The following is a 26800-nucleotide window of genomic DNA, read 5'->3' as shown; positions in this document are numbered from 1 at the left end:
CGGTTACAAAAAATATAAATACAACAAACGGAGGTCTAACGATGTCCAACAAGTATGGTTTACGTAAGCGCTCACATCAAAAATGGTTTGCTGGGTTGACCCTGCTGCTGTCATTCATGCTGGTGCTATCCGGTTGCGGTGCTGGTAAGGATGGTCAAGGTGGTTCCAGTGGAGAAGGAGGAAAGGTTACACTCAAAATGATGCACCTGTGGCCAGAGGGAAGCTCGGCACAGCAGAGCAAGCTTGTGACTCAGATTATAGATCAATACCAAAAGGATCATCCGAATGTCGTCATTCAGCAGGAAGTGCTGGAAAATGAACAATATAAAAACAAACTCAAAGTGCTGTCAGCTTCCAATGAATTGCCGGATATCGGAATCACCTGGGCAGCGGGCTTTATGGAGCCTTACGTTAAAGGTGGATTATTTACACCGATGGATGACCTGTTGAATGGTTCCAAGCTGAAGGACAAATTTGTACCGGGAACGACCGAAGCTTATGCGCTGAATGGCAAAACGTATGCGCTTCCGATTGAATTGAACATAACACCTATTTATTACAACAAAGCCATATTCCAAAAATACAACTTGAAGGTACCTGTGACATTTGACGAGTTTAAGCAGGTTGTGAAAACACTTACGGATCATGGAGTTGCACCGATTGCATTGGGCAATAAAGACCGCTGGACCGGCTCACTCTGGTACATGTATCTGGCAGAGCGTATAGCGGGTAACGAAACGCTGAAAAAAGCGATTGACGGTTCAGGATCGTTCGATGACCCTGGTTTAATTCAGGCGGCCTCCGAAGTCCAGACGCTTGTGGATATGAATGCCTTTAACAAAGGATTTAACGGCTTGTCCAATGATGAGGGAAAATCCGAGTTTATGAACGACAAGGCAGCTATGTATTTGATGGCTACTTGGGAATTGCCGAATTTTACGACCAATCCCGCAATCCCACAAGCATTTAAAGATCAAATTGGCTTCTTTAAATTTCCGATGGTTGCAGGCGGCAAGGGGAACGAGAACAGTTGGGTAGGAGGTCCGGGAGTAGGCTTGTTCGTTTCGGAAAATTCCAAGGTAAAAGAAGAGGCCAAAGCGTTCGTTGAATACTTCGTAGTCAAATGGGGAGAGCAATCGGTCACACAGGCGGGCGTAATTCCGGCGACGAAAGTGGACACCTCCAAAGAAAAATTGCCCAAGCTGTATGTCGATTTGCTGAACGGACTGAATCAAGCCAGCAGCATTACATTGTTCGCCGATGTACAGATGAAGCCGAATGCAGCACAGGTACATTTGAATATGATTCAGGCGTTGTTTGGTAAAGCGGTGACACCGCAACAATTTGCCGAGCAGCATAAGGCTGCCATCGAGAAAGGAAATTGAAATTGACCACCTAAGGAGGTCCGACCGTGGAAAAGGTCATGTCCAATAAGCTTGTCATTGCTCTATATGTATTGCCTTCTCTGCTGCTGTTATTCGCCGTAATATATGTACCCATCGTACTGACCGGCTATTACGGCCTGAATCAGTGGAATGGAATCGGCTCTATGACTTTTGTGGGACTGGACAATTATCAACATTTGCTCACAGACAGTGCATTCTGGCAAAGTGCCTGGCATTCGCTGCTGTTGGCCTTGTTTTCAGGCATCAGTCTGATCGGTTATCTGGTCATTGCGATGATTTTGTCAGGAAAAATCAAGGGAGCGAATCTGCTGCGGAAAATTTATCTGATTCCCATGCTGTTGTCATCTGTAGCGATCGCACAGCTGTGGCTCAAAATATATCATCCAACGAACGGAGTGCTCAATTCCTTACTGGCGTCGGTCGGAGTCCACAATCCGCCTGAATGGTTAGCTAATCCGTCCTTGGTGCTGTTTGCTTTGTTCATTCCGATTATTTGGCAATATGCAGGCTTTTATATCCTGATCTATTATGCCGGGCTGAAAAACATTCCCGAAACGCTAATGGAGGCTGCCCGGATCGACGGGGCCAGTGCCTGGCAGATTGCGACTCGTATCAAATTGCCCCTGCTGCGCGAGGTGATTAACGTTACGATCATATTGTCCATTGTCGGTTCGCTCAAATATTTTGACCTCATCTACGTCATGACGGATGGTGGACCGAATGGAGCCAGTGAAGTGATGGCCTCTTACATGTACCATCAGGCATTCCGCAGCTTTGATTTTGGATACGGCAGTGCTACAGCCTTTGCCCTGCTGCTCATCTGTCTAATCGCTACGTGGCTGATCCGCAAGGTTACGGCTACTAGTGACACCATCCAGTATTCATAATGCAGTCTTGCTAATAGATGAGGGTAACAAAGGACAGGAAGAGGGAGGAACGGATATGAAAACCCAGGCAGCCGCCAACTATCCGCTTGGAGTCGCTACCCGCGGCAAAATGTTAACTCGGGTCGGTTATGCCGCTTTGTATATCATTTTAATCATCTTGGCGGTGACGCAGCTTTTACCGCTGGTGTGGCTGATGCTGTTCTCGCTTAAAAATAATCAGGAAGTGTTTAACCTTCCGCCGTTTGCACTACCGTCCCAGCCGCATTGGGAGAACTATATGAATGTGTGGACCAGCGGCAATATCGGGCGGTATTTCTTCAATAGTGTGTGGATTACGGTCATATCCGTGGCGCTGACGGTGCTGCTAGCCAGCTTTGTAACGTTTGCCATTACGCGTATGCGGTGGAAAGGAAGTCAGTTGGTTCTCGGACTCTTTATGGTCGGACTGATGATTCCAGTCCATTCCACCTTGATCCCGCTGTTCAGTATGTTTCTCAAACTGCATTTAACAGACACTTCACTCTCCATCATCCTGTCGTATGTTGCTTTTAATCTACCGACAACGATGATGATCTTGCTGGGCTTCTATTACGCTTTGCCCCGTGAAGTGGAAGAAGCGGCCGTTATGGACGGCTGCTCCGTCAACCGGATGTTCTTCCGAATCGTGCTGCCCATGACAACCCCTGTCATGGCAACGACATCTATTATTAACATGATCTATAACTGGAATGAGTTTATTTTCGTTAATACGTTCATCAGCTCGGACGAAAACAAAACACTGACTGTAGGCGTCCAAAACTTTATTGGACAATATACGACCGACTGGGGAGCTATCGGAGCTACGTTGATGATCAGCATTTTGCCCATTTTGCTCGTGTTTCTCATCATGAGTGACCGGATTGTGGAAGGGATTGCGGCCGGGTCGGTTAAGGGATAAAACAAATTCCCCAGATTAGAAGAGTGCCCCCTAGTGTAGACATTGGAACAAACCTCTTGGTTTGTCCGATGAATGCTAGGAGGTGCTTTTTTATGCGAGTCTAGTTTGAGTTGAAGATGATTGCGAGCCATTGTTCTTTTGTGTGAAATTAAATTTTGGACTATTTGCTTGGGAGAACAAGAACTTCACTAAAATAATTTTTTTAGGGTGGCTAGCTTTTACTATATCCATTCTAATGGGGGTTATCTATTTTAAATGTAACGGTGTTGTGGAGAAAAAGGTCAATTATGGATGGTTCTCACCATAACTGACCTATTCTATGTAACTACTTTCCACTATTTAAGTGATATATTTTGCTGTCGTACGCGTAAAAAGCGAAGGGATAGTTGGAATAGGTATTATACAGTAAAATTTGTAAATTATTAAATATTGATATAATCGATACTGTGAGCTTCAAATCGATAATCCATGTAGCTCTCAGCGGTGTGAATATGTCTTATTAAATCTAAGTCTGGATATCTCTTATCTAAAGAATATAATATGTCGATATACTTTTTGCTCTGTAAATTGTACGCCACTTCTTCGAAAACCCACTTAAAAATGAAATCTCTGTTTTATTGCATATCTGCAAGAAATTCAAAGTTGAGTTTTCATCTTCACTGAGTAAATTAATTAATTCATCCCATTTTTATTCTATTCTTGGATCGTTATCATCAAGTAATGCCCGTGCACCCAAGATTGCTCTTACTTTTTCTTCAAACATTAAATATCCTCCTTAAAATTATGGTTGTAGCATATTATCAGGGAAAGTTGCTATCTCTCTATACGTTTAGATAACTCCAACCCTAACTCTATTGGAATAAGTTTTATATATTATACTCAAGCAAATATGCACTTAGCAGTAAAGTCTAATACGGATGCTGTTCTGATTGTTGCGGAACTATTCTAATCCTTGCACTATAGTTTTTGGCCTATATTGCTTGGATGTTGCAGTATTATCCTTTCACTCTCCCTATCGGGGAGGTATACTCTACAGTTTGAAGGATTTTGAAAAACTGTGAAAAAAACGAATATAACATAAAACAGGTCAATCATGGTGGTATCTGACCATAGTCGACCTGTTCAATGTAATGCTATTGCGTTATTTGGGGTATAAATTGTACGTACTATCAAAATGGAGAAATCTTTATACATATGGTGTTATACAATATACATACTGATAGTTAATTCTTATAAAATTTATAAATCAATTTTCCTGCTCTACATTTAGGTTACTTCTCATTTCTTTAAGATACTTTTCGATTTCTTGCTCATCTTGCGGATTTTTTTCAATGTATCTCTTTGCTGCTAATTTAAAATAATAATATAGATTTTCATAAGCAATAATTATCGAATCATCTCCGTACTCGATTTCAATACCTTTGAACTCTTCATGATATAAACTTTTATCACTTTCATCAAGATCACTCCAAAAGGTAAAACCGCCGAAATCTGTCCCAAAACCTACTTCCCTACTTAAATACTTCATTGCATCTTTAAATGAATTTGATAAGTAGCAAAAATTCACCAGCCCTTCCAATGGCAAGTGTTCAATACTAATCAAATCTTCAGAATTTAAAATATTTTTCATTTTTCATTCCTCCTAAGGTGTGGTTGGGAATAACGATGTTATTCTTCCATCTTCATAATATCCGACCCATGATACTCCTTTTGAATCTACTCCCATCCAAACACGAGGTAAAGTTCCTGACGTCTCCTTTGTTAAAGCATTGTTCGCAGCTTCGATACCTCTCTCAATATATTTTTTATCAGATATAACATTAGGATCATAAATAGTTTTCTTTAGCACCTTCTTGTTATAAGTACCAGTCGGTTGTCTTGTTTTAGGATCTAATTCAGGCATGCTATACTCTACTTGTTTAACTCCCCTTACTTCATTACCATTCACGTCATAAACTTTATACTCGTTTACTACTTTTACATCATTTTCATAAAACTCCTCACTATTGTGTGCACCAACGATTCCTTTTTTGTTTGGGTGCTCTTTTCCGTTCTTATCCACAAACTCTCTATGTTTTATATGAGTCTCCAACTCGGGAGTTGCTGTTATTGATGATTTAACAATTTCTTTTTCCTTTTTTAAATATTCTTTTATATTTGAGGATTTTCTTGTATTTGTACTCTTAGCTACATTATATATGACCTTCTTTTGAATTTTACTATTTTCTTCTCTAGTTGCCTTGGAGGCAGTCTCTCGTAGCGTTTTCCTTGCCTGTTGATCCTGCTGTTTATATTGGTTTTTCGTTGTTAACCTTTCATTTGGTTGTGGTTTGTAGCCTTTGGTTTCAAGAGTTTGGTTATTTTTTGGGTTAGCTATGTTTTCTCTAGCTTCTATTTGTTGTCTCGCTAATAATTCCTGGACTCTTACTTTTGCACTTACTCCAGAAGAAATATTAAAGAACCCTTTTCCTCTACCCAGTTTTGAAAGTATCCCTTTTAATTCTTTAGTATGGTCAATCCCCCCTCGACCACCAAACATAAGAGGGTTTTCTGTGATAATAGCATAGAACATCCATTTCTTCTCTTCTTCAGATACTCCTTGCTTCCTAGTTAGCATGAAGAAATCGCCGGGATAATTATGTTTCCATTCACTATAGTATTGGCGATCCAGTTTACCGTCACGAGTACGAAAAAAGCATATAATAGATGGTAAGAGGGAGTATCAAAAGATATTTATAAAAGATTGAGCTTAAATGAAAGATGAGGGTTTATGTTATGCCAAAAAACGATAATATGCTGGCCATTCTATGGATGCTGAATTCGGGCGTAAAAATGACTGCAAAACAAATATCCGAAAAGTTAGAAATAAATATAAGGACAGTTTATCGTTATATTGATGCACTAAGTGCCAGTGGAGTGCCTATAATATCTGACGCGGGGCATAATGGCGGGTATAGCCTGCTGAATAATTTTATCAGAGCACCTTTACTATTTGATATTGAAGAAAAAAAAGCACTACTTCATGCTGCTATTTTTGCAAAAGAAGCTGGATACCCTTTGAGTGAGGCATTAGACAATGCGACATCAAAATTGAAAATGTATTCGAATCAAGAGCAGGAAAGTATACTTAGCCGTCATTTAGCCGGATTTGAAGTTATTAACCGCATGGGAGATCCTTCTCTTCAGCCGATATTGGCAGAATTGGAGCAGGCTGTAGCCAACCAATTCTCTGTAGAAATGGATTATCGCACAAGCCATGAAGAACAACCTAAGAATAGGGTGATAGACCCCTATGGAATGGTCTACTGGAACAATAAATGGTATACTGTTGCATTTTGTCACCTAAGAAATGAGATCCGTAGCTTTCGGGCAGATCGGATTCTACAAATCAAGCGTACTCCAATCATATTTAAGCTTTCCGAAGCTTTTTCAGCCCGTGAATTTTTTATGGAAAATCTATTACCTGATTTAGTGGGTAAGGACGGGTTAATTTCTTTAACTATCGGAGGCAGGTCAGAGGCATTGGATGACTTATGTCTGCATTGGTTTTTGGGGCATCATCTGAAAGAGCGGACATCCAATCAAGCCATCTTTTTGCTTGAGGAAAAATCTCTTCATACATATGTCCCTTATTTACTCCTACCCTACGGGAAATCCATTCAAGTCATCGAACCACAGAGTTTGAAGGAAAAACTTGTTGCTGTTGCGTCGGAGTTAATGGAATATTATCAACGTTAATAGCTTCACTGACAGCAGATGTCAGTGAAGCTTCTTTATAATGATGATAATCATTGATTACCGGAGGATGATTGGTATCACTCGATGAATTATAAAATAAGGAGAATTTGCAAATGAATAATACAGTATATCTTTATGTGTTTGACACCATGGCAGATTGGGAGATAGGTTATTTAACTGCCGAACTGAACTCGGGGAGATATTATAAAAAGGGGCTGGTCCCATCAAAAATAGTTACCGTGGGAATGGAAAAGACCCCTGTAACTACAATGGGCGGATTGAAAATCCTGCCTGACATCACACTGGATGAGTGCAGCATTGAAAGCACAGATACATTGATTTTACCCGGTGGAGATACATGGACAGAAACCATTCACCAACCCATCTTAAAAATCGCTGAGAGGTGTTTAGAGGAAGGGATATGGGTTGCAGCGATTTGTGGTGCTACCATGGGACTTGCCCAGGCAGGATTGCTGAATTCACGTTGGCATACAAGCAATGATCTGGAATACCTTAAAATGATCTGTCCCAACTACACGGGCGAAAATTATTACAAAGTGGAGTCTGCTGTAACGGATGGAAAACTGATCACTGCATCTGGAACAGCTCCGTTGGAGTTTTCTGTACATGTCTTAAAAGCTCTGGGTGTGTTTTCTTCAAAAACATTAGAAGCCTGGTATAGTCTTAACAAAACTCGTGAATCCAAATATTACTATGAGTTGATGAATTCAATCCAATAAAGATATGAGCATTAAATTGAACTGTTACGATCATTTAAAGGAGGAGTTAAAATGACTGAAAGCAGAGAATATACGGGAGTGTCAGGTAAATATACAAAGAAGGGAATGCCCAACGGCTTTACATCTATTACCCCTTTTATTACAGTGAAGAATCCTTCGGAAGCAATAGAGTTCTATACAACGGTTTTCAATGCAAGGGTTAAGGATATTACTGAATATCCTGATGAGAATGGCAATAAAATAATTGTTCATGCGGAATTAGATTTTGGAAATGGTTTTTTGCAGCTGGGAGCAGCGAATCCGGCATATCAATTGGTCTTGCCGCCAGATGAAGACAATGCGTGTTATTCTTTCGGAATTTACGTCATGAATGTGGATCAGGTCATTGAAAATGCGGTAGCAAGAGGAGGGAAAGTAAGGGAACCCGTTACAAACTTTGTATCAGGTGATCGATTCGGAAGTATATTGGATCCTTGTGGAGTAAGATGGTCTATTATGACCAGAATCGAGGATTTGTCAGAAGAAGAAAGTAGTCGTAGGGTTGCTGAATGGGCTAAAAGCTTTAGTGGAGAATAAATGCAATAACTTTTTTGGTAAAATGTATTAAAGTGACAATCTGCTAAAATGATGTAATCGAAATTCTGGTGGCAATTAGTTGGCGGAAAATACGGCATCTTTATCACCACATAAGGCATGTTGAGCGCTGTTCACTGTCAGTAAGGAAAGATTGAATACAGGATGCATAGGTGGTGTTTTAGCTCCTCAATGAGGGTCTAGTCGATAAATAGAGAGAGGTAAACCATGTTAAAACGTATAATTTTACCCTTAGCTGTTATCTTTGTGTTCGTTTCTTTAGTCTCAGTTGAGAGAGCACATGCGGGATCTAAATTTAGTTATAATGTTGAAGTTTCTGTAAATAACAGCGCTTTGACATTAGATCCATTTCTAGAGAGAGCCACAAACGAAAATAATAGCACCTTGACGACAGACGTCAGTCCGTATATAGAGAGATCCACAAACACCGTATATGTTCCTATTAAATTCATAATTGAAGGGCTAGGAGAGTCTGTCTCATGGAACATGCCTACACAAGAAGTTACAATTAAATCGAAGAATGGTACAATTATACGATTAACCGTGGGTAGCAAAGTTGCATACGTGAACGATGAAGAAAAGATGATGCCGAGTGCTCCCATTATGCCGGAATATCCAAATCGGGTTATGGTACCTCTTAGATTTGTTTCGGAAGTTCTGGGAGCTACAGTAAATTCAACTACGATCAATGGAACATTACATGTTGACATTAAGAAATAATGCTTGATAGTTTTGAAATGGGTAAAACTAATTGCTCTTTAAATCTTGGGTCGTAGAGTTTGAGGAGTAGCAATTTTAATGTATATCAAAAAGTTTGGAACAGGGGTTCAAATCCCCATGTCTCTATACTGAAACCCGCTCATTGAGCGGGTTTTTGCTTTTAGTCACCCTTATTGTAGACCAAATGTAGACATAAAACTATTTAAGGCACAGAGTTTGTTGTAACTTGTAGACATTGCTGTTTTCTTCTTTTGATGGATTTTAAAATGAAGCGCGACACCTGCTGGAATAGGATATAATCCGAAATAATTTTTAATTTTAATTACTAAAAATTTATGCTTATGATTTTTGGCAAGGGAAAATAAGATATAAAATATGGAAGGGAGTGATATATTAAGTAATTATATTGAATAATAGTATTTATGATAAAAAAGTCATAAACTAAGGAATTGAAATTATTTTGTTACTAACCATCTTAGGAGGAATTATCTATGAAGAAAAAATTAACAATACTTAGTCTAGCTTTAGCCATCACAGCCTTCTCTACTGTAAGTTTAAGCGCTTCTTACGCTTCTGATTATGACGTTTCCTCTGGAAATTCTTCTCCTTTAATTAGCGTGAATGCAAATGGTGCTGCTGTTGAGCCTCAAGCAATAGCATCCCTTGCTCGTAAAGCAGTACAAGTTGGTAAAGCAGCTTATGAAGCTAACAAGGATGCTTTGAGGGAAGCGACCCGCTTAGGAAGTCTATTAGGTACAGGTGCTTCTAGTAGTGATGTAGAGAATGCAGATGTAATTTTTGATAAATAGCTGAAACATCAGGGAGAGGATCAGATTTTTATATTTCTCTCTCCCTGATGTTATTTAAAAGAGGTGATTGCTTAAATGAAAAAAAGAAGTGAAGCGTTTATTTTAAATGCTACGTTATTCTCTTTATCGTTGTTCTTGATGGTTCATTTCTTCTTTATTTTTCTTCACGCTGGACCGCTTAACCCGGTCTCTGTTTCATTGAAATCAGTAACTGATAACTATGTTGGACGGTTTTTTCAACAAAACTGGCATCTATTTGCTCCCCAGCCTATGACTCAAAATCTAAAATTATATGTACGTGTGAAGTATAAGGGGGAGGGCAGTACCAAAACTGTTATAAGCAATTGGTATGATGTTACTGAACCTATGATCAGGACGAATGAGACGACAGTATTTTCACCTTATAATAGGATGCTCAGAATTGGAAGTGGATACATACATCAATTATATATAGGAGGAAAAGATGATCTAACATATAAATTAATGGAGAAAATATCTAAAAAAGATAATGTCGCCAAAGAAATAAATGCTTCTTTAGAAAAGGATTCGGATCAAGTTGAACAAATCATATACCGCTATGCCTCTGCGTTTGCGAAAAGAGAGTTTTTGAAACATGAAATAACCGATGTCCAGTTTATGACCTCAATATCGGATGCAATTCCATATTCAAAGCGAGATGATCTTCATTTTAAAGTGAAAGAAGATAATGTCGTATATGGTTGGAAAGGAGTTGTAAAGGATGTTGTTGAATTACCGTAATTTTTTTATGAATGAACGCTTTCTTATTGGCACAAGTATCCTTCGGATATGTATCGGGTTGATATTACTTTTCAATTATTTTATTCATTATAAACAAAGATATTTTTTTTGGCACGAATCTGGAATTAATATATATTCTGCTGGGTACAAGTCATTAACATGGTCTTTATATAATTTGAATTCATCACCTTTATTTTTTGACTTTATCTATCATTTAGGAATTGTGGTTACTATTTTTTATTTAATTGGATACAAAGGCCGCCTTTTTTCAATTCTGACCTATCTATTTTTTTATTCACTGTATGTTCGTTCTTTTCATATAAGTGACGGAGGAGACAATTTACTGATAGTAAATATGTTTTTTCTCCTATTCTCTAATAATACTGCATATTTCTCTTTTGATTCTAAATTGAATAGCTTACATGGAAAAGGCTCGAAGCAGTCTTTGATTTATAAGTTATCCATAATAATTCACAATTTTGCAGTACTTTTTTGTATTATACAACTGTGTATTGTTTATTTCTTCTCAGGAATGTATCAGCTTATGGGAGAAATGTGGCAAAACGGAACGGCACTTTATTATATCTCTCAGGTGAGAGAGTTTAGCAGACCTATTTTGGATTATATGGTTAACCATTATGTTGGACTCACCATTTTATTCACTTATTTATCTATAATTGTTAAAATAGCTTTTCCTTTTGCTGTAATTAATAAAAGCCTTAAACCGTTTGTAGTTATTGCTATGATATTGTTTCATGCAGGAATCGGTATAGGCATGGGCTTACTGACGTTTTCACTAATTATGATTGTTATGGAATTATTGTTGTTTACGGATCGAGAATATAAAAAGTTATACCATTTTATAAAGATCAGTTTCAGGAAAATATCAATTACAATTCGAAGAAAAACAAGAAAATTAGGATATGTAAGTTTTCAACACAAACAAATTCTGGTTTTCTATGATGGTTGGTGTCCTGTCTGTACAAATATAAAAGACAATTTGTACAAGCTAGATTATTTTAGAATGCTACGGCTTGTTAGTTTTCGGAATTCTTCATTGGTTCAAGCATACAAATTAGATGTTAATGAATTAGAAAGGCGAATGCATAGTTTCTCAATGAATGATTCCAGTAAAATACAACGTGGAATTGACTCTATTGCACAAATTTGTACAAGAATACCGTATCTTTGGTGGGCGGTTCCCTTTATAATTATTTTCGAAAAAATGGGTATTGGTGGTTATTTGTATGATTATATAGCTTCTAAAAGAAAAGTGATTCCCGTGGGGAACTGTGACGACTTATGTGAACTTCAGCCTAAGCGTGTCCATTAAGGAGCAAAGTATGAAAATAATTTTATTGTTAGTAGCTATAATTTTAATATTTGTTCTCATATGTATCCTGTTTTTGCTCATTGCGAAGCGCCAAAATAATAAGAAAACAGAAATGGATGTTCTAAGTTTTTTGAAGGAAAATCCGAGTAAAGCATCCTTGTTTATGATCAAAAATGGTATGGAGAAAATCAGCTATAACTCAGAAGTTAAAATGCCGCTTGCCAGCACGGTCAAAGTGATCATTGCTATCGAATTTGCTCGCCAAGTTGCGGCGGAAATATTAGACGAGCAGGAACTTGTTCCTTTAGAGGAATTAAATAAATTTTATATCCCTGGTTCCGATGGTAACGCTCATCATAACTGGATCAAATCCATTCGCTCAAACCATAAAGAGGTTCGAGGGAAAATTACGTTATTGGATATTACTCACGGCATGTTAGCATATAGTTCCAATGCCAATACAGAATTTCTGATGGCGAAAATGGGTTTGGATAAGATAAATAAGAATATTATGAAGCTCTCACTTTCTTCCCATGATAAAATCTTTCCTTTTTCATCTGCGGGATTCATGTCTCCTTATATCCAAGAGACCGAAAACATAGGCTTTAAAGAGTCGATACAAAAGATAAGTGAGATGAGCTACGAGGAATATATGAAAAAATCTATTGAAATTCATCAGATTTTAAATCGTGATCAGGGGATAGAATGTATTCAGAAATGGAACACCAGGCAGAATTATGTACGAAAGCTTCAAGTGCTGGAATCGCGCAAGCTTCCTCGTTCAACGACTAAAGAGTATGCTTACCTCATGAAGCTTATACACAAGGGGGAGTTGGTTCCTTCTACTATAAATCCATATCTAAAGATGCTAATTCAGCGACAAGTGGATAACTCCAAGTTAATAGAGTTTGGAAACAAAGGTGGATCTACCATTTCTGTTCTAACAGAGGCTTTATATTGTACGGATCGGGAAGGAAATGACATTCAACTAGCCATGTTTATTCAAGATGATTCTGGGGTGGATCATATTTGGCTCAAGCAGAAGCTGGATTTGTTTTTTTACAAATTATTAACGGATACTGCATTTCAAGAAGAGGTAAGAAGCAAATTATCATATGACAAGGGAAGAAATTGAATGTTTTTTTATTTTGTAAAAATGCTGCTGATTCCGCTTATACTTTACTGGATCATGGCTTACTTTCCATTTAAAAATCGTATTTCGTGGTATATACACACTTTGTTTACAAGTGCATATACGTTCATGATTTTATTCATAAATGATTGGACAGAAATTAGCTATTATTTACGACCGGTTTGCATCGTATTGTTTGGATGTTCCTTATTCCGTCAAATGGTTACTTTACGCTCTTTTAAATTTAATGGCTTAAATAGAAAAACACGAATATTCCTTTCTCTTTATGGTTTATTAGCAATATATCAAGTTTTTATATGTATTTTATTTAGTATTTCATACATTACATCCACTCCTAAACACGAAGATGCAGTCGATTTAGCGTTCCCTTTGAAAGGAGGGGCTTACGAGGTAGTGAATGGTGGAATGAGTTCATCTATGAACTATCACTTTTCGCATCGTACTCTGAAATATGCGGTGGATATAACTAAGCTCACCCCGTTAGGTTCAAGAAAAGGGATATTTGATAATCCTGAATCTTTAAAATCCTATCCCATTTATAATGATTCAGTATATAGTCCGGTTGAGGGTAGAATTATCGAAGTTGTGGATGGAGTAGAAGATAATGTCCCAAACTCCCTGGGCCGTAGTACTACAAATATGATTATCATCAAACACCAAGGATATAATATTCTGTTGTTACACTTGAAGAAAAATAGTCTATTAGTCAAGAAAAATGATTTTGTCAAGGTTGGACAGGAAATTGCGAAAGTAGGGAACTCAGGTTACAGTAGTGAGCCGCATCTTCATGTTCATGCTATAAAACATGACAATAAGAGAGATTACTTCAATGGAACCTCGGTTCCTATTACTTTTAATGGTAATTACTTAAAGAGAAATGATTTGCTATTTAATCAAACACTTATTTTTCGTTAAAAATGTATACCTACCTAGAAAGTCGGTTTGAGAATTTGTTTACCAGATTTTTAGTATGGTGTATTGTTCTTCAAAGCAAGTATTTTCAACTTAAGCGAGAGGTATATCCTTACCATCGTCTCGATACATGTAGAGTGCGTGGTAGTAATATATCGAGATAAGAAGCATTGATGTACGAGGGATAGAGGGGAATTTGAATATGTTCCTGCATTCCAAAAAAACGTTTTAGGATTGAGTGCTGTTCATTTTTACTGAACAAGGACATTAATTTGGAAGAGGTAGGGAGAAACGGTAAAGAGGGGCCGCGAGCCCCTTTTATTTGTGTGATGTTGAGCATTTTTATTCATTTACAGAAAGCGTAGCATTTCATTTCAAGATTTTTCATCACAAAAAGGCTTTTGTCTCATTCAATGAGCGTGCTATATTCGATAAAAGCTGAATTGTATTCCTTATCTCATGTTCCGTAGTGTCTGGGTGAATTGCACAGATTCGGAGAACAGTTTTTCCATTAAGTTGTGTCGTAAGCACAGAGGCGTATCCGTTTGTCATCATTTCTTGGGAGATCCTTTTATTGAGTGAATCTAATTCTTGCTCAGATAATCCAGTTGGCGCATATCGAAAATTAACAATCGCTAACTGTGCGGGGGATACAATTTCCCAATGATTATGTTTTTTGATTTCATCTTCAGCCCATTCTGCGAGTTGAACTCCATGCTCTATGGCTTCACCGACAGCATTAGTTCCTAAAGCCTGTAGTGTCACCCATAGTTTCAAACTTCGAGCAGGCCGCGTTAATTCAGGGCCCAGATCCCAATAATTAATATATTCTTCATTAGTCTCGGCATCTTTCAAATATTCTGGATGTGTGCTGAAGCAGTTTCTAAGCTGTTGATTTTCTTTGGCTAAAACTACGCTACAGGAATATGTCTGCATTAACCATTTATGTGCATCCCAGGTAATGCTATCTGAACGCGATATACCGCTCAAAAGGGGCTTATATTTCGAAGAAGCCAAAATCGATGCACCGTAAGCTCCATCCACGTGTAACCAAATGTTATGTTTTTCACATAGGTCAGCAATTTCGTTCAACGGGTCAATGCTTCCCGTATTGGTTGTGCCAGCCGTGGCAATGATCGCAAAAGGCTTCATGCCAGCCGCCTGATCATCCATTACTTTTTTTTCTAAGGCTGAAACATCCATACGAAAATTTTTATCACTTGGAATCTTTCTGATTTGATCACCACGGAATCCGAGGATGCGTAACCCTTTGGCGACCGATGAATGAGTTTGATCTGAAACATAAGCAGTTCCAATGGCATATTCCTGCTCGGATAACCTTGCATTGCGTGCAGCCGCTAAAGCGGTCAAATTCGACAGCGATCCGCCCGACAGAAATAAGCCTCCAGCAGTATTGGGATATCCTGCTTGGTCACACATCCACCGGATCACTTCCCCCTCTAAAAGGCTTGCGCTCGAACTCAGCATCCAGCTTCCGGCATGGGTATTATAAGCGCTGGTCATGATATCTCCTAACCACGAGTAAAGAGACATTGGACCAGGAACCAATGCGAAAAAGCGAGGGTGTTGCATGAAGGTTTGGTGAGGATAGACGTTTTTCCTCATTTCATCGACGACCTCTTGTATCGGTCTTCCTTTTTTCGGAAAACCAATTCCCCTTAAATGAGCTATTGTATCCCCATCTGCAGTGTTGATTACTTTTCGGGATCGAATATTGTTATTTTCTGCTATAAATGAATGTATGAACTGCTCAATAATCTCACCTAATTGCTGACTTGGTTCTTGATTCATTATAAGCATCTCCTTTGCTTAACTTCAATCAAGTATAATATAACATCTGTTGTCATATTGTGATATTCACCGATTTCATCATTACGTTTATTTTTAGGCTCTTCGCTATTACGCAAAGTAATTCTCAAAGGCAAAGAGAGCTATAAAATCGCCGTTCAGTGCAAATGCTGGAAACGTGATGTTGAGAATGATATAGTACTCCAACTCAAGGCTGGTAAGCAGGTACATAGTTGCTGTGTTGCTTGGATGGTAACGACGAGTAATTTTACAAGGCAGCAAGGAGCGGGGGAGCTTGTAATATAGGAGGGGGAACCTTAGTTATCTGAAAATAATTAAAAAAAGAGAATAAATGTTTAGTACTTGTAAGAAAAGTGTTCGAAAAACGCTTTGCCAGATGTTGCATGAGCTACTTAAAAATTTAAAAAATGACTCTGGATTAAACTGGGAGTAAAAAAATACTGGTGGCCCTTAAAGATGCGATAGGAGCCACCAGTAAAAACTAATTTACTTATATTGTTAATAAGAGCCAACTATACTTTTACTGTATATTGTACCAACACCTCAAAGGAATAAAAAAATGGGTGAGCCATCTTTCGATACACACCTTAATTTTGACTAAGAATTATTGTCCAATTTGTTCTAAGATTTGTGTGTAAGCATTCCTATAATGATCGGGGTTAGGATCTTCTCCTATTATCTTGGGTACGTCAAAGTCAGACAGCAGGAAATGGTGTTTGGGTTGAACATCATGCCTTGCTAAGCAACTCTTGCAACAGGACAAGGGACAGCCGTCAATTGCAATGATGTCACGTCCCGATTTTGCTGTTCTGACAAGTGGTTTGACATCACCACCAACACCAGCTATGCAGGACATTTCAGCGACTTTTTCTCGATCCATTTGTATAGCGATCATGTTAGCGGTTTGTGCTGCGGAGGAACATCCAGAACATGAATAAACAAGAGGTAAATCAGTTCTTTTCATCTTTGTACACTTCCTTGTTTTTTCTTTGTGATCGGTCACGGTATCTTTGGTTCTAGATGAAATCAAATTAAAATTGTTTGTATTTTAACTTAAATTTACAGTCTAAAACGTGATCGTGATCACGACATTATTTTTGTGAAATCTGTTATAGGGCTAACTATTTGTATACAATTCAGCCAGACCCCCCTTTTTAACTTAATTTTTCTAATAGAGAATTAGCCCTATCTAAATATAAATCTGGATCGTCATCGTTAATCACCATTAAAATTTCTTTAATTGTCTGTTTAGTTGAACTTTCTAATTTCTCTAAAGCTTTACCGTAAAAAATCAATAAATAATTTAATTTAAAAATGTCTGACGTACAATCAAAATGTCGAAATCTTTATACGGATATTACATGGGTTAGATGTGTTCATGGATGGATGATGGGTTCATGCGGCACTGGGGGGGCTTTTTGAGCAGCCGCAACTTATACTTTTGTATTGTTTAACTTATTGCAGCGGATAAAAAGAAACCACAACACGCGGCTAGCACGTATTATGGCGTTTAATTTTACATACGGTATGAAAATTTTTACAGACTCTTTTGAATAGTTTCCATGGGTCTATTTATATGGTTTTATAATCCAGTTTCATAGTCTTCTATCAAATGTGACCAATATCCTTCAACATCCTTCAATGCAGCTGGGTCAATCTGTTCATAAAGCTTTCGTAGTTCAATTGCATATTTGTATGAAGTATATATCTCTCGTTGTCTCATTTCCGATGACAATTCCTGCCTAATTAATTGAAACAAAAAAAATGTTCTTAAGTTCTTATTAAGCATGTAAACAAATGGATGATGAAAAGAAGAACTAGTAAAAAGCCCACCCTCACCTTCTTTTAAGTAAAGTCCATATCCGTATGAAGCATAATGACCGATTTTGATAAATTGTACCTCACCAATTAACAACTTTTTAAAATCATTCAGTTCATAAAATACAAAATCATCAAATTCTTCTGGTACTCCAATGTCAATCATAAAGTCAGCATTTTCACGACTTACTCCAAGACCTACCAATTCATTAAAATCATAGTCTCGTATTTCTGAGTCATAATATTCACGAATTTCTCGAATATCATAATCCATACTATCACTCCTTTAACTTTTCAAGTTCTTGGGCTAAACCAGTATTGCCTCGATCTCTTGAAGCCTTATCCCCATACTCAACACTATAAGTTACTTCAGCATCAGGTAATTCCTTAGAAAGTAGCTCTTTACAATTATGACCACCAAGGATGCATGGTTCTCTTTCAGTATAAACTCGATGAACTATATACGTCTGCCCGTTTTTTTCAGCGGCAATTTTTTCTTCAACCAAAACCTTTTCAGAATGGACCTTTTTTACTTCTACTTTTCCACTCGGCTTTACTACTGATCTTTCTGTGCTTTCAAAAACCTTCTGAAAACGAACACCGTCTATTTCAATTTCCGCTACTACTAGATTTCTTAAATCGAATATTTGATTTTCAATTCGATACTTTTTCGTCATTGCACTTAAATCTGTTTCTCCATAACCAACTTGTTTTGGAATTTTGGAGTTAGGTATTCTGTTAGGGTTACCCGTCCCCTCTAACGCCTGTCGTTTCTTAATATCATCAAAGGTAAGCTTTTCTTTAATTGAATAATCCCCAAACTTTGATGCTTCCCTTGCAGCTTTGCTCTGAGCGATGTTTTGTAATACTCGCTGTTTTATTTGTTCGGCCGGAGATACTTTAATTACTCCTGTCCCCGGTGTTTCAACATTAACTTTTGGAGCTTTAATTGATTTAGAAGGTATCTTTATATTCCTGCCAAATTTAGCACCGTATAAACTTCCAACCATCTGAAATTCAGAAAATACGCTACTGATTATAATTGCATTTGCCTGCCATTTTGGTATTTCTTCGCCTGTCCAATAGTTCTTTCCTTCTTTAGCTGCTTTAATCTGTTCTACGAAAATATCCACATTTTCTGGTTCGTGATGTAATTTGATTTCTCCATTTTTGATAGCTTCGTTATAGGCAAGAGTGGCTTGGGCTGCTTTCTGATCGGTAACTCCATTTTTACTGAGGACCCACATAGTACCCATAAATTCTTTATCATACTCATCAAAATTATAGGATACTTTGGCTTTTTCAGCTGCCATGTAGCTGTCATAATTGGCTCTCCAGCGTTGTCTCAGATCTATAGGAATCTGCTGATACGCATGAACCATTGCATTAGACTCTTTCAGCAGGTTTTGAACCAGTTCCAGTGGGCCACCGGAATGCGCTATATGACGTGCACTCGTAAACACTTTCCCAAGAATCCACTTGCTATAGTAGGCTTGTCTCGCTTGATCATGTTCATACTGGTTAATCAATCCTTGGAGTGCTAGACCAGCCAAGTGTTTCAACGGATGAATACCGTTCCCCTTTCCGCCTCCAATCGTAGCAGTTCCTTTGCTCCGAACGGGGATCATTGCGGTTGCTTTCAGAATGACACCCGCCGCAGGTCCACCTAAAGCTCCCGCAACAACGCCAGCCACTTTTCCCATCACTGGAATGGAGCCTAATAGCTTGGACACCGTACCCAACAAAGAGTTGGCCTGTTGAAGTGCAGCCGGACTTGTCACTTTGGCGGTAGGAGTGCTGCTTGATGTCTTAGTAGCTGATGGAGCTTGCGCCGCCTCGTATGCTTTGATGCTCATGAGTGGCGGCTCAGGCACAGGAGGGAGGTCAGTCACGAAAACAGGAGCCTTCACCGTACCTTCCTGATATATCACTGGAGCTTTGGTATCCGTCTCACCATCTAGTACCATGCCGCTGGCTCCGCCTTTTAGATATAGCGCCGTTCCAGCTTCCAGTGAAAGCTCCTCGCCAGCATCGAGCTTCACGTGACCACCCTGAATCTGCACATTCCCCGGACTGTCGATCGTAATTCCGCTACTTTCATGCAGTGTAATGGAAAATTCACCGGAGGTGGATAGGGTCAGTTCATGCTCAGACATTTCTACGCCGCTACCTTGCACATGTTGCCATACCTTCACATTCGGCTGACCATTGGTGTGGCGTTGTTGTCGCAGTGAATCCGTTACATAGGCATCTTGTTCGCGGTGGGTAGGCAGATACAATTCCACCTGTTCTCCTACTTCAGGCATATCGTACCAGCCGCTATGTTCTTCGGCGACATAACGGGTGACCACTGGAAACCAGCAGGCTTTGGAAGGATCTTGCTTCGGGTCAATGTCCAGTTGAAGCTGTACAAAATCCTGCTGTACCTTCAGTATCGTTCCTGTCAACGAAATCCCGGTGGCCTGATCGTTTTCATAGCGGGCATAGCGGATATCCTGTTCGGCTTGAAGATCATAGCGAGTGCGCAGTAAGCCATCCGTTAGTGTGGTCACGGCTCGAACCACGACCAGTTCTTTGCCTTGTCCAATGGGTAACGTGATAAGGTCGCCCAGCGCATAGTATTGCAGACTTTCGATCATGTAGGTGACATACGAGCTAGCACGTTCTCCCGGCTTTTCCGCATCCAGCTCATGAAACGTTTTACGTACTCGATAAAATACATCTCGCTCCACCTTATGCTGCTTGCCTTCGGGCATCCCGAAGAAAACCTTGGGCGAGGCTGCGGTTACCTCTGGCACAAGTACGGAGCCAAAGCGAGAAGCGAGACGTTTTAAAAACGCCCAATCGGTCTCCTCATATTGTAAAACAAATGTCTCCAGTTTGGCATGGTTGCTTACCGTATCAATGGCATCTCCGTACTGATATTTTCGAACCAGCGAAGTGACCAGATCATCATAAGTGCGATGAATATCTTGATAGGAGCGCCTTTTACGCTTAATATCCATCTGGTACGAATGGGAAGCGGCCTCCAGTTCAAACGTATACACGCCTCGCACACAATGTACGGACATACGCGTGACAATTCCATGGAACAATCTTCTCAGCGATTGTCCCTGATCATTCAACTGACGAATCACAATGGGCTCTTGCTCCATATCCTGTCCGATGCATGCAGCTCCTTGTTCTTCAGAGAGCAACCCACTGATATGTAAAAAGGAATGGTCGTTGATAGCACGTGTTATTTGAAGTTGTTCGATGTGTAGTGGCTGAAAGGGACCATAAAAGCGTAGGCTTTCATATCCGATCCCATCTGATAATACGCTCAAGTGAGTTCAAGACTCCTTTCTAGATGCGATGGGTATTTCCAAGTAAAGCACGTCATCTTGAATTCGCTTCTGATTAAAGAAGCTGCAGATGAGTATAACGGTGAGTCAATATAAATATGTATAACAAGGTTTGTACGCTATAAAGGGACGAGAGGTGATATTTAATAAACAACCCAGCATATGTATTTATCGGTTAAAAGAGAGATTTAGTTTACAGAATGACCCATTCATTGGGGGATTTTCAATGTGTATTTTTGGAGATAGGGAAAATGGGAGAGGGGACGTAGCAAAAACCCCCTTGAATAGTCATACATATGTGATGTATGTCAAAGGGAGCTCTTGTATAAAATTTATAGTTTGCAGCTTCTAAGACTTAGTCTGTTTGTTCCATCCAATTTAGAATAACTTGCAAAGCCAGTCCAATATTACCAATCTGACAGTGAGTAGCAGATGTTTCATGAGGAGTAAACATTCTTGCTGAAAGTGATCGAACATTTGTTAGCATCAAAATTTGATCTGTAAGCTGATTGATTGGCACGTAATGATCGTTTTGTCCTGCAAGCAGCAAGACACCCTGAGTTACTAAATGAGAGAAGTGATTGGCGTTGTAGGCCTTTGTGCCATTAATGAAGTCATAAGGGGTGTTGCTTCCTGTAACATGCATGCCTTGAGCAAGAGCCCATTTAGCATTAAACTCTGCTTCATCAATTGAGCTAAGGTATCATTTACGGTTTGCGAATCTCCTTCATCCATCATGATATTAATCTTATCCCGGAAGGAAGGGGGGATTTGATGCGTTACCACTTCATAAAAATCCGTTAATATATTATAGGCAATTGCTTTTTTTACTCTCGGTTCATAAGCAGCTGCTCTCAAAACAAGATTGCCGCCTAAAGAGAGGCCTATAAGTGTTACATTTTCAACCTTGAAATAGTCCAGCAAACTTTTAACTGGTTTTTCCCATTCATGTGTCATTGGAATATTGTAGGTGTCCAAGACACTTCCTTGTCCTGGACCTTCAAACATAATAACATCATATCCAGCATCTCTGAATACCATAGACATTCGGAAAAGCTCTTCGATATAACTGTCGAAACCTCCAAATAAAACCAAAGTCTTTTTCGGATTTTCTGCCGAAAGACGATAAGCGGAAAGATAGCCTCTTTCATAGGGAATTAAATAGTGCTGTTCATCTGTAATACCATAAGCTTCTTTGGAGAGCTGAATAAACTGATCACGTAATTTTAGCTTGAGTGAATTTGATTGTGGAATAAAAAACTCAGAGCCTCTGAAATAAAAGGCTGCACGTAATTTTGCACCTGTGTTGGATATTAGAGAAGCGAAGGAGATAACAAAAACAACCAATTTTTGATTTTTTGTTCAGGGTGATTTGCTATCCTCATTTTATATAATTAGGAAATTCCCTAAAAAGTTATATTATCTAAGCGGTATTCAATATTAGGCCCTTGGTATTACTAAAGGGTCTTTTTGTTCCATATATCTCCAACAATATGCTATAGTGTAAGAAATAAAGAAAATTTATGCAGGTTTTAGTAGGAGTGTGACTTAGTTGTTTCTTTGGTCATGGGCATATAGTCCTTTTATATTATTTGGAATATTGCGATGGGGTAAAGGTCAGTGGCAAGGACGTATTATGCTGAAGGGATATTTCTCAGTGAGATATTCGGATCAATGTAGACACGGAAACGATGACAGAATAATGGAATAGGTGGGTCAATGATCCGTTTTAATATTCGATCGTAAAAGAGCCTTCTAAGATTAGAGTATAAAAAAACAAAATGCTGGATACGAAAATCGTATTTGCTTTACAGTCTCTCGAGAGGACTGCCTATCATAGTAGGTATCAGGGGTATAATATAGAATTCTTTTTCCTTGATCTGCTTATCACTATAGGTTATTAGTCCTCTACTTTATTTGAAAAGGAAAATGACGAAACAGTAGTGCTAATGTAGTGGGTTGACTATCTACTAAAGGGGGGGCTTTTCTATGTTTCTTTTAGAAGTTAGAATTACAAACTTTCGAAAGTTTGGTCAAGGAACAAATGGTGAACCCGGATTGGTTCTCGTTTTAAATAAAGGGCTGAATGTTCTCATTGGTGAAAATGATGCAGGAAAATCGACAGTAATTGATGCAATCAAATTTGTATTATTAACACAAAGCAGAGAATATTCTAGACTAGAAAAAGATGATTTTCATGCTGATTCAAATGAACTGAAAATCGAATGCATCTTTAAGGGGTTTTCAGTAAACCAAGCAAAGGATTTTTTAGAGTGGATTACTATTGATTCAGATAAACAATATAGTCTTCGTGTTTTTCTAACTGCCAAAAAGGATGTTAAAGGAAAGATATTAATTGACGATGTGCATGCAGGAAGTGATAGCGAAGGGCAAATACTACATAGTAAAGCACGTGATTTACTTAGAACGATTTATCTTAAACCATTGAGAGATGCAGAAAATGAACTTGCTGCTAAACGAAACTCACGATTATCTCAAATATTATATTCACATCCCGAGTTTTCTACGGGTGAAGATCATAGACTGGTTGAAATCATTAAGGAGGCTAATCAAAAAATCAAGAGATACTTTGATTATGACGAGCTAACTAGTGAGGAAAAAAAGATTCTAAAATCAATCAATTTTTACTTATCAAAGTTCTCTGATAACAAAAATTTGTTGAGTTCAAATATAGAAATTGCTGCAGTTAACCTAAAAATGATCTTAGAGAAAATTGATCTTTTGCTTGTTACTACGAAATCAGGTTTAGGATCCCTTAATCAACTATACATTGCGGCTGAGTTATTACTTTTACAAATTGAAAAAACTGAAGGTATTAACCTCGCACTCATTGAGGAAATAGAAGCTCACTTGCATCCACAGGCTCAGATAAGAGTGATAGATTACCTTCAAGAATTAAGTGAAAGTAGCACATCTCCGATGCAAATACTATTAACAACTCACAGTGTCACATTAGCTTCAGTTATCAAATTGAATAATTTAATTTTGTTTGCTGAAGGCAAGTCGTTTTCTTTGTCTGAAGGTAATACTAAACTACACAATGGAGACTATAGATTTTTAGAAAGATTCCTAGACTCCACAAAAGCTAACTTTTTCTTTGCTAAAGGAGTTATGATTGTCGAAGGTGATGCAGAGAACCTATTGCTTCCTACATTAGCGGATAAATTAGGAAAATCTTTTGCTAAAAATGGAGTTTCCATTGTCAATGTAGGGAGTACTGCATTGTTGAGATACTCAAAAATATTTATTAGAGAATTAGATCCTATTATGCAGTTACCTGTTGCAATAGTTACCGATTGTGACGAGCCAGTATCAAAGATCGATAAAGAGTCTGGTGGTATTGTCATGCTTCCAGCTAGAAAACCCCAAAAAATAAAGTCTGAAAAGAAAGTCAAATATAGCGATCAAAATGTAAAAGCTTATATATCTCATGAGTGGACTTTAGAATTCGATTTGGCTTGTAGTTGCTTAAAAAAAGAACTGTTCGCCTCAATTCTCATGGCAAGGGATTATGCTAATCAAGATAAGGAATTAACAGAGGGGAGAGCGGCAAAGACATATAAGGAAATCGGTGATTATTTAAAAGAAGCTGAAACACAGATTAGTGGATGGAGCACCTATGAACCCTTCATGCTAGCTTCAAACATAGTTAGAGATGTAATACTGAAGAAAAACATTTCAAAAGCGGTTGTTGCTCAATGCTTTTCTGAAATTTTGAATGAACGTAGCTTTACATTGGAGGAATTAGAAGATATCAGAAGCGACAGTTATCTAAAGTACCTAGTTGATGCTATAGATTATGTGACAGGAGCTTAGGATAATGCAAATGTTAACCGTAACAGATGAAGATATTGAATACGCAGCTAAAGTTTTAAATATACCAAATGGTTTTGATACCCCAAGAGTTAACGTTATAAAGTGCATGGAGAGTAGAGATGTAGTTGCATGCCCAGGGAGTGGAAAAACTACAGTATTACTCGCTAAGTTATTAATTCTAGCAAGACATATACCTTTAAAAAATAATAGAGGAATTTGTATTTTAACTCATACAAATGTAGCGATTGACGAAATTAAAGAACGGCTAGGTGATAAAGCCAATGAATTACTCACTTATCCAAACTTTGTTGGAACAATACATTCATTTATCAGTAAGTTTTTAGCTAATCCTGCGTTTGTTAACTACTACTCTGGAAGAATTTCAAGAGTTTTTGAACCTGTAGATTATAAATTACGATTAATAAAAAAATATAAGTCCCTGTATCCTCCATTCTCAGGAAGTAAACTAGATGGTTTCCTCTATGGAAGACTCAATAAAAAAATAAAAGAATCAAAAGACAATTCTAAAATAGCAAAGGCAAAAGATGATTTACTACGATCCTTAGAATTGGATTACACAGATAACACGATAAAAAAAGTCACTTTTAACAAAAAAACTACTGTTTTAAAGAATCCAAACTCGGATGCTTATAAAGAATACATTACATTAATTGATCAACTTCAAAATGAAGGTATATACTCCTACAATGAACTTCAAGGACTCGCACATAGGTATGTAAATGATTTTCCAAGAGAACTACAAAGTATTTTTTCAGAGCGATTTTCGTTTGTATTTGTAGACGAAATGCAGGATACTAGCCTACTTCAGTTGCAAGTATTAGAAAAAATTTTTGACAATGAAAAAATGATTTTCCAATGTTTTGGTGATCCGCAGCAAACAATTTATGAATCCGATGATAAAGGCTGTTCATGGGAACCCAAAGATCCTTTATTCATAAAAAACAGTAATAGACTGAGTAAAAGTATCGCAAAAGTTGCAGATGTTGTAGCATTAAAACCTTATGGAATGCAAGGCAGAGAATCACAAAAAGGAAACCTACTTTCGCCAGTGATTATCAGTTATAAAGATAATGATGTATCACATGTACTTGAATCTTTTGCTAAGTTGATTATCAAATATAAGTTGAATGAACTGGATAATGCGATATTTAAAGCAGTTGGCATGGTAAAGGACAAAAATGAAGAGCTATCTATTACGAGTTATTTCCCAGTATTCGAAAAATTAGAGATTAGGAGTAATGTAAACAAAGATTTTTCTGATCTTAAGAGTTACTTAGTTATGCTTGACAGAGCGGTAATTGAGAAAGAAGGTATAAAGGCGTATTATGATAGATTCATTCTAGCAATATTAAAGTACTTGCGAATAAATGATATTAGGACTGACGAAGGCAGGCTTTTCTCTAAAGTATCATTTTTGAAGTATTTACGTGAAAACGATGTGAGATTATATAAAACGACGCATAGATACTTTGCAAGAATAGTTTTAGCAATAGCTAAAGGGAAATGTGTATTAGCTAGTTTTAAGTACATTTTAGCCATTATTGTGAATCGTCTATTCCGTTTTAAAGTTAACATATATAAGGATGAATTTATGAACGGAACTCCTTTGGTTGCAACAATAGCTGTTAATGAAGAAGAAGTGAACATGTACAGATATGATGACTTAAGAATTGAGTTAGACAGTGTTCATGGAGTTAAAGGACAAACGCATAATGCCACTTTATATTTGGAAACTTTTTATTTTTCTAGAACAAATGAAAGTATTATTAAATTTTTGATTGGGGAACAAAGTTCCACCATTGAGGAGCACGTTGAAAAACACATACGTGTTGCGTATGTCGCTATGACAAGACCTACTGATTTACTGTGTATTGTGTTGAATGAAGAAATTTATTTGGAGAACAAAGTAAAGTTAAATGACTTAGGGTGGATACATTACCAAGAAATAATATAGCCAAAAAA

Annotated in this window: 22 protein-coding genes; 15 read left to right on the top strand and 7 right to left on the bottom strand. The window is 38.0% G+C overall.

Going from position 1 to position 26800, the window contains the following annotated elements; translation table 11 throughout:
• Positions 1–41: 41 nt before the first annotated feature.
• Genes NLX82_RS05785 through NLX82_RS05775 form a run of 3 tightly spaced genes read left to right on the top strand, consistent with a single transcriptional unit; the run spans position 42 to position 3230 of the window.
• A complete protein-coding gene (locus tag NLX82_RS05785) occupies positions 42–1385 on the top strand; it encodes an extracellular solute-binding protein (RefSeq protein ID WP_069080745.1) in 1344 nt (447 codons plus the stop codon).
• Between the two features lie 26 nt (positions 1386–1411).
• Positions 1412–2293: a carbohydrate ABC transporter permease gene (locus NLX82_RS05780; RefSeq protein ID WP_069080744.1), complete on the top strand. Its 882-nt coding sequence runs from the start codon at positions 1412–1414 to the stop codon at positions 2291–2293.
• Between the two features lie 55 nt (positions 2294–2348).
• Positions 2349–3230 (top strand): carbohydrate ABC transporter permease, encoded by an 882-nt coding sequence (locus NLX82_RS05775; RefSeq protein ID WP_013311404.1) that lies wholly within the window; start codon positions 2349–2351, stop codon positions 3228–3230.
• 1246 nt (positions 3231–4476) lie between these two features.
• Here NLX82_RS05775 and cdiI read toward each other — a convergent pair.
• Both cdiI and NLX82_RS05765 read right to left on the bottom strand, forming a co-directional pair.
• Positions 4477–4860, bottom strand: coding sequence for a ribonuclease toxin immunity protein CdiI (cdiI, locus tag NLX82_RS05770; protein WP_049828469.1), 384 nt, complete (start codon positions 4858–4860; stop codon positions 4477–4479).
• A gap of 12 nt (positions 4861–4872) precedes the next feature.
• Positions 4873–5847 (bottom strand): CdiA family toxin C-terminal domain-containing protein, encoded by a 975-nt coding sequence (locus tag NLX82_RS05765; protein ID WP_193217066.1) that lies wholly within the window; start codon positions 5845–5847, stop codon positions 4873–4875.
• Positions 5848–6005: 158 nt separating this feature from the next.
• Here NLX82_RS05765 and NLX82_RS05760 point away from each other — a divergent pair, with 158 nt between their 5' ends.
• The 9 genes from NLX82_RS05760 (at position 6006) to NLX82_RS05720 (ending at position 13991) form a co-directional block, all read left to right on the top strand.
• Complete coding sequence (locus NLX82_RS05760; protein ID WP_069080743.1) at positions 6006–6968, top strand: helix-turn-helix transcriptional regulator; 963 nt, start codon at positions 6006–6008, stop codon at positions 6966–6968.
• Positions 6969–7081: 113 nt separating this feature from the next.
• Positions 7082–7708, top strand: coding sequence for a type 1 glutamine amidotransferase family protein (locus tag NLX82_RS05755; protein WP_053325912.1), 627 nt, complete (start codon positions 7082–7084; stop codon positions 7706–7708).
• 51 nt (positions 7709–7759) lie between these two features.
• Entirely contained in the window at positions 7760–8284 is a 525-nt protein-coding gene (locus NLX82_RS05750) for a VOC family protein (protein ID WP_254347600.1), read from the top strand.
• A 225-nt stretch (positions 8285–8509) separates the two neighbouring features.
• Positions 8510–9022 (top strand): copper amine oxidase N-terminal domain-containing protein, encoded by a 513-nt coding sequence (locus NLX82_RS05745; RefSeq protein WP_028542216.1) that lies wholly within the window; start codon positions 8510–8512, stop codon positions 9020–9022.
• Between the two features lie 491 nt (positions 9023–9513).
• Positions 9514–9831, top strand: coding sequence for a hypothetical protein (locus NLX82_RS05740; RefSeq protein WP_028542217.1), 318 nt, complete (start codon positions 9514–9516; stop codon positions 9829–9831).
• A gap of 75 nt (positions 9832–9906) precedes the next feature.
• Entirely contained in the window at positions 9907–10590 is a 684-nt protein-coding gene (locus NLX82_RS05735) for a DUF5819 family protein (protein ID WP_028542218.1), read from the top strand.
• A gap of 544 nt (positions 10591–11134) precedes the next feature.
• On the top strand, positions 11135–11923 hold the full coding sequence (locus NLX82_RS27895) for a DCC1-like thiol-disulfide oxidoreductase family protein (protein ID WP_254347599.1): 789 nt from the start codon (positions 11135–11137) through the stop codon (positions 11921–11923).
• Positions 11924–11933: 10 nt separating this feature from the next.
• Positions 11934–13058, top strand: coding sequence for a serine hydrolase (locus tag NLX82_RS05725; RefSeq protein ID WP_034095077.1), 1125 nt, complete (start codon positions 11934–11936; stop codon positions 13056–13058).
• Positions 13059–13991: a M23 family metallopeptidase gene (locus NLX82_RS05720; protein ID WP_254347598.1), complete on the top strand. Its 933-nt coding sequence runs from the start codon at positions 13059–13061 to the stop codon at positions 13989–13991.
• 384 nt (positions 13992–14375) lie between these two features.
• Here NLX82_RS05720 and NLX82_RS05715 read toward each other — a convergent pair whose 3' ends face one another.
• Positions 14376–15800, bottom strand: a complete 1425-nt coding sequence (locus NLX82_RS05715; RefSeq protein WP_245240363.1) for a pyridoxal phosphate-dependent decarboxylase family protein — start codon at positions 15798–15800, stop codon at positions 14376–14378.
• Positions 15801–15872: 72 nt separating this feature from the next.
• On the opposite strand from NLX82_RS05715, the gene NLX82_RS05710 reads away from it, so the two are divergent.
• Positions 15873–16103, top strand: a complete 231-nt coding sequence (locus NLX82_RS05710) for a restriction endonuclease (protein ID WP_081047526.1) — start codon at positions 15873–15875, stop codon at positions 16101–16103.
• Positions 16104–16422: 319 nt separating this feature from the next.
• On the opposite strand, the gene NLX82_RS05705 is transcribed toward NLX82_RS05710, so the two are convergent.
• The 4 genes from NLX82_RS05705 to NLX82_RS05690 form a co-directional block, all read right to left on the bottom strand.
• The gene (locus NLX82_RS05705) at positions 16423–16782 is read right to left on the bottom strand and encodes a putative zinc-binding protein (RefSeq protein ID WP_053325909.1); all 360 of its coding nucleotides are present in this window, start codon (positions 16780–16782) and stop codon (positions 16423–16425) included.
• A 618-nt stretch (positions 16783–17400) separates the two neighbouring features.
• Positions 17401–17910, bottom strand: coding sequence for a hypothetical protein (locus NLX82_RS05700; RefSeq protein WP_053325908.1), 510 nt, complete (start codon positions 17908–17910; stop codon positions 17401–17403).
• Between the two features lie 4 nt (positions 17911–17914).
• Complete coding sequence (locus NLX82_RS05695; protein ID WP_081047496.1) at positions 17915–20962, bottom strand: nucleic acid/nucleotide deaminase domain-containing protein; 3048 nt, start codon at positions 20960–20962, stop codon at positions 17915–17917.
• A gap of 582 nt (positions 20963–21544) precedes the next feature.
• The gene (locus NLX82_RS05690) at positions 21545–22327 is read right to left on the bottom strand and encodes an alpha/beta fold hydrolase (protein WP_053325907.1); all 783 of its coding nucleotides are present in this window, start codon (positions 22325–22327) and stop codon (positions 21545–21547) included.
• A 642-nt stretch (positions 22328–22969) separates the two neighbouring features.
• Here NLX82_RS05690 and NLX82_RS05685 point away from each other — a divergent pair.
• The gene (locus NLX82_RS05685; protein WP_053325906.1) at positions 22970–24817 is read left to right on the top strand and encodes an ATP-dependent nuclease; all 1848 of its coding nucleotides are present in this window, start codon (positions 22970–22972) and stop codon (positions 24815–24817) included.
• Positions 24818–24821: 4 nt separating this feature from the next.
• Positions 24822–26792, top strand: coding sequence for a UvrD-helicase domain-containing protein (locus NLX82_RS05680; RefSeq protein WP_053325905.1), 1971 nt, complete (start codon positions 24822–24824; stop codon positions 26790–26792).
• Positions 26793–26800 lie beyond the last annotated feature (8 nt).

It is taken from the genome of Paenibacillus sp. A3M_27_13 (assembly GCF_024213315.1).
GTDB lineage: Bacteria > Bacillota > Bacilli > Paenibacillales > Paenibacillaceae > Paenibacillus > Paenibacillus polymyxa_B.
This window is presented reverse-complemented; position numbering and strand designations above follow the sequence as displayed.

Bases quoted from the DNA above. Each gene is read 5' to 3' on its own strand.
- NLX82_RS05785 (WP_069080745.1), top strand. From the start codon at position 42: ATGTCCAACAAGTATGGTTTACGTAAGCGCTCACATCAAAAATGGTTT.
- NLX82_RS05775 (WP_013311404.1), top strand. From the start codon at position 2,349: ATGAAAACCCAGGCAGCCGCCAACTATCCGCTTGGAGTCGCTACCCGC.
- cdiI (WP_049828469.1), bottom strand. From the start codon at position 4,860: ATGAAAAATATTTTAAATTCTGAAGATTTGATTAGTATTGAACACTTG.
- NLX82_RS05765 (WP_193217066.1), bottom strand. From the start codon at position 5,847: ATGCTAACTAGGAAGCAAGGAGTATCTGAAGAAGAGAAGAAATGGATG.
- NLX82_RS05760 (WP_069080743.1), top strand. From the start codon at position 6,006: ATGCCAAAAAACGATAATATGCTGGCCATTCTATGGATGCTGAATTCG.
- NLX82_RS05755 (WP_053325912.1), top strand. From the start codon at position 7,082: ATGAATAATACAGTATATCTTTATGTGTTTGACACCATGGCAGATTGG.
- NLX82_RS05750 (WP_254347600.1), top strand. From the start codon at position 7,760: ATGACTGAAAGCAGAGAATATACGGGAGTGTCAGGTAAATATACAAAG.
- NLX82_RS05745 (WP_028542216.1), top strand. From the start codon at position 8,510: ATGTTAAAACGTATAATTTTACCCTTAGCTGTTATCTTTGTGTTCGTT.
- NLX82_RS05740 (WP_028542217.1), top strand. From the start codon at position 9,514: ATGAAGAAAAAATTAACAATACTTAGTCTAGCTTTAGCCATCACAGCC.
- NLX82_RS05735 (WP_028542218.1), top strand. From the start codon at position 9,907: ATGAAAAAAAGAAGTGAAGCGTTTATTTTAAATGCTACGTTATTCTCT.
- NLX82_RS27895 (WP_254347599.1), top strand. From the start codon at position 11,135: ATGGGAGAAATGTGGCAAAACGGAACGGCACTTTATTATATCTCTCAG.
- NLX82_RS05725 (WP_034095077.1), top strand. From the start codon at position 11,934: ATGAAAATAATTTTATTGTTAGTAGCTATAATTTTAATATTTGTTCTC.
- NLX82_RS05720 (WP_254347598.1), top strand. From the start codon at position 13,059: ATGTTTTTTTATTTTGTAAAAATGCTGCTGATTCCGCTTATACTTTAC.
- NLX82_RS05715 (WP_245240363.1), bottom strand. From the start codon at position 15,800: ATGAATCAAGAACCAAGTCAGCAATTAGGTGAGATTATTGAGCAGTTC.
- NLX82_RS05705 (WP_053325909.1), bottom strand. From the start codon at position 16,782: ATGAAAAGAACTGATTTACCTCTTGTTTATTCATGTTCTGGATGTTCC.
- NLX82_RS05700 (WP_053325908.1), bottom strand. From the start codon at position 17,910: ATGGATTATGATATTCGAGAAATTCGTGAATATTATGACTCAGAAATA.
- NLX82_RS05685 (WP_053325906.1), top strand. From the start codon at position 22,970: ATGTTTCTTTTAGAAGTTAGAATTACAAACTTTCGAAAGTTTGGTCAA.
- NLX82_RS05680 (WP_053325905.1), top strand. From the start codon at position 24,822: ATGCAAATGTTAACCGTAACAGATGAAGATATTGAATACGCAGCTAAA.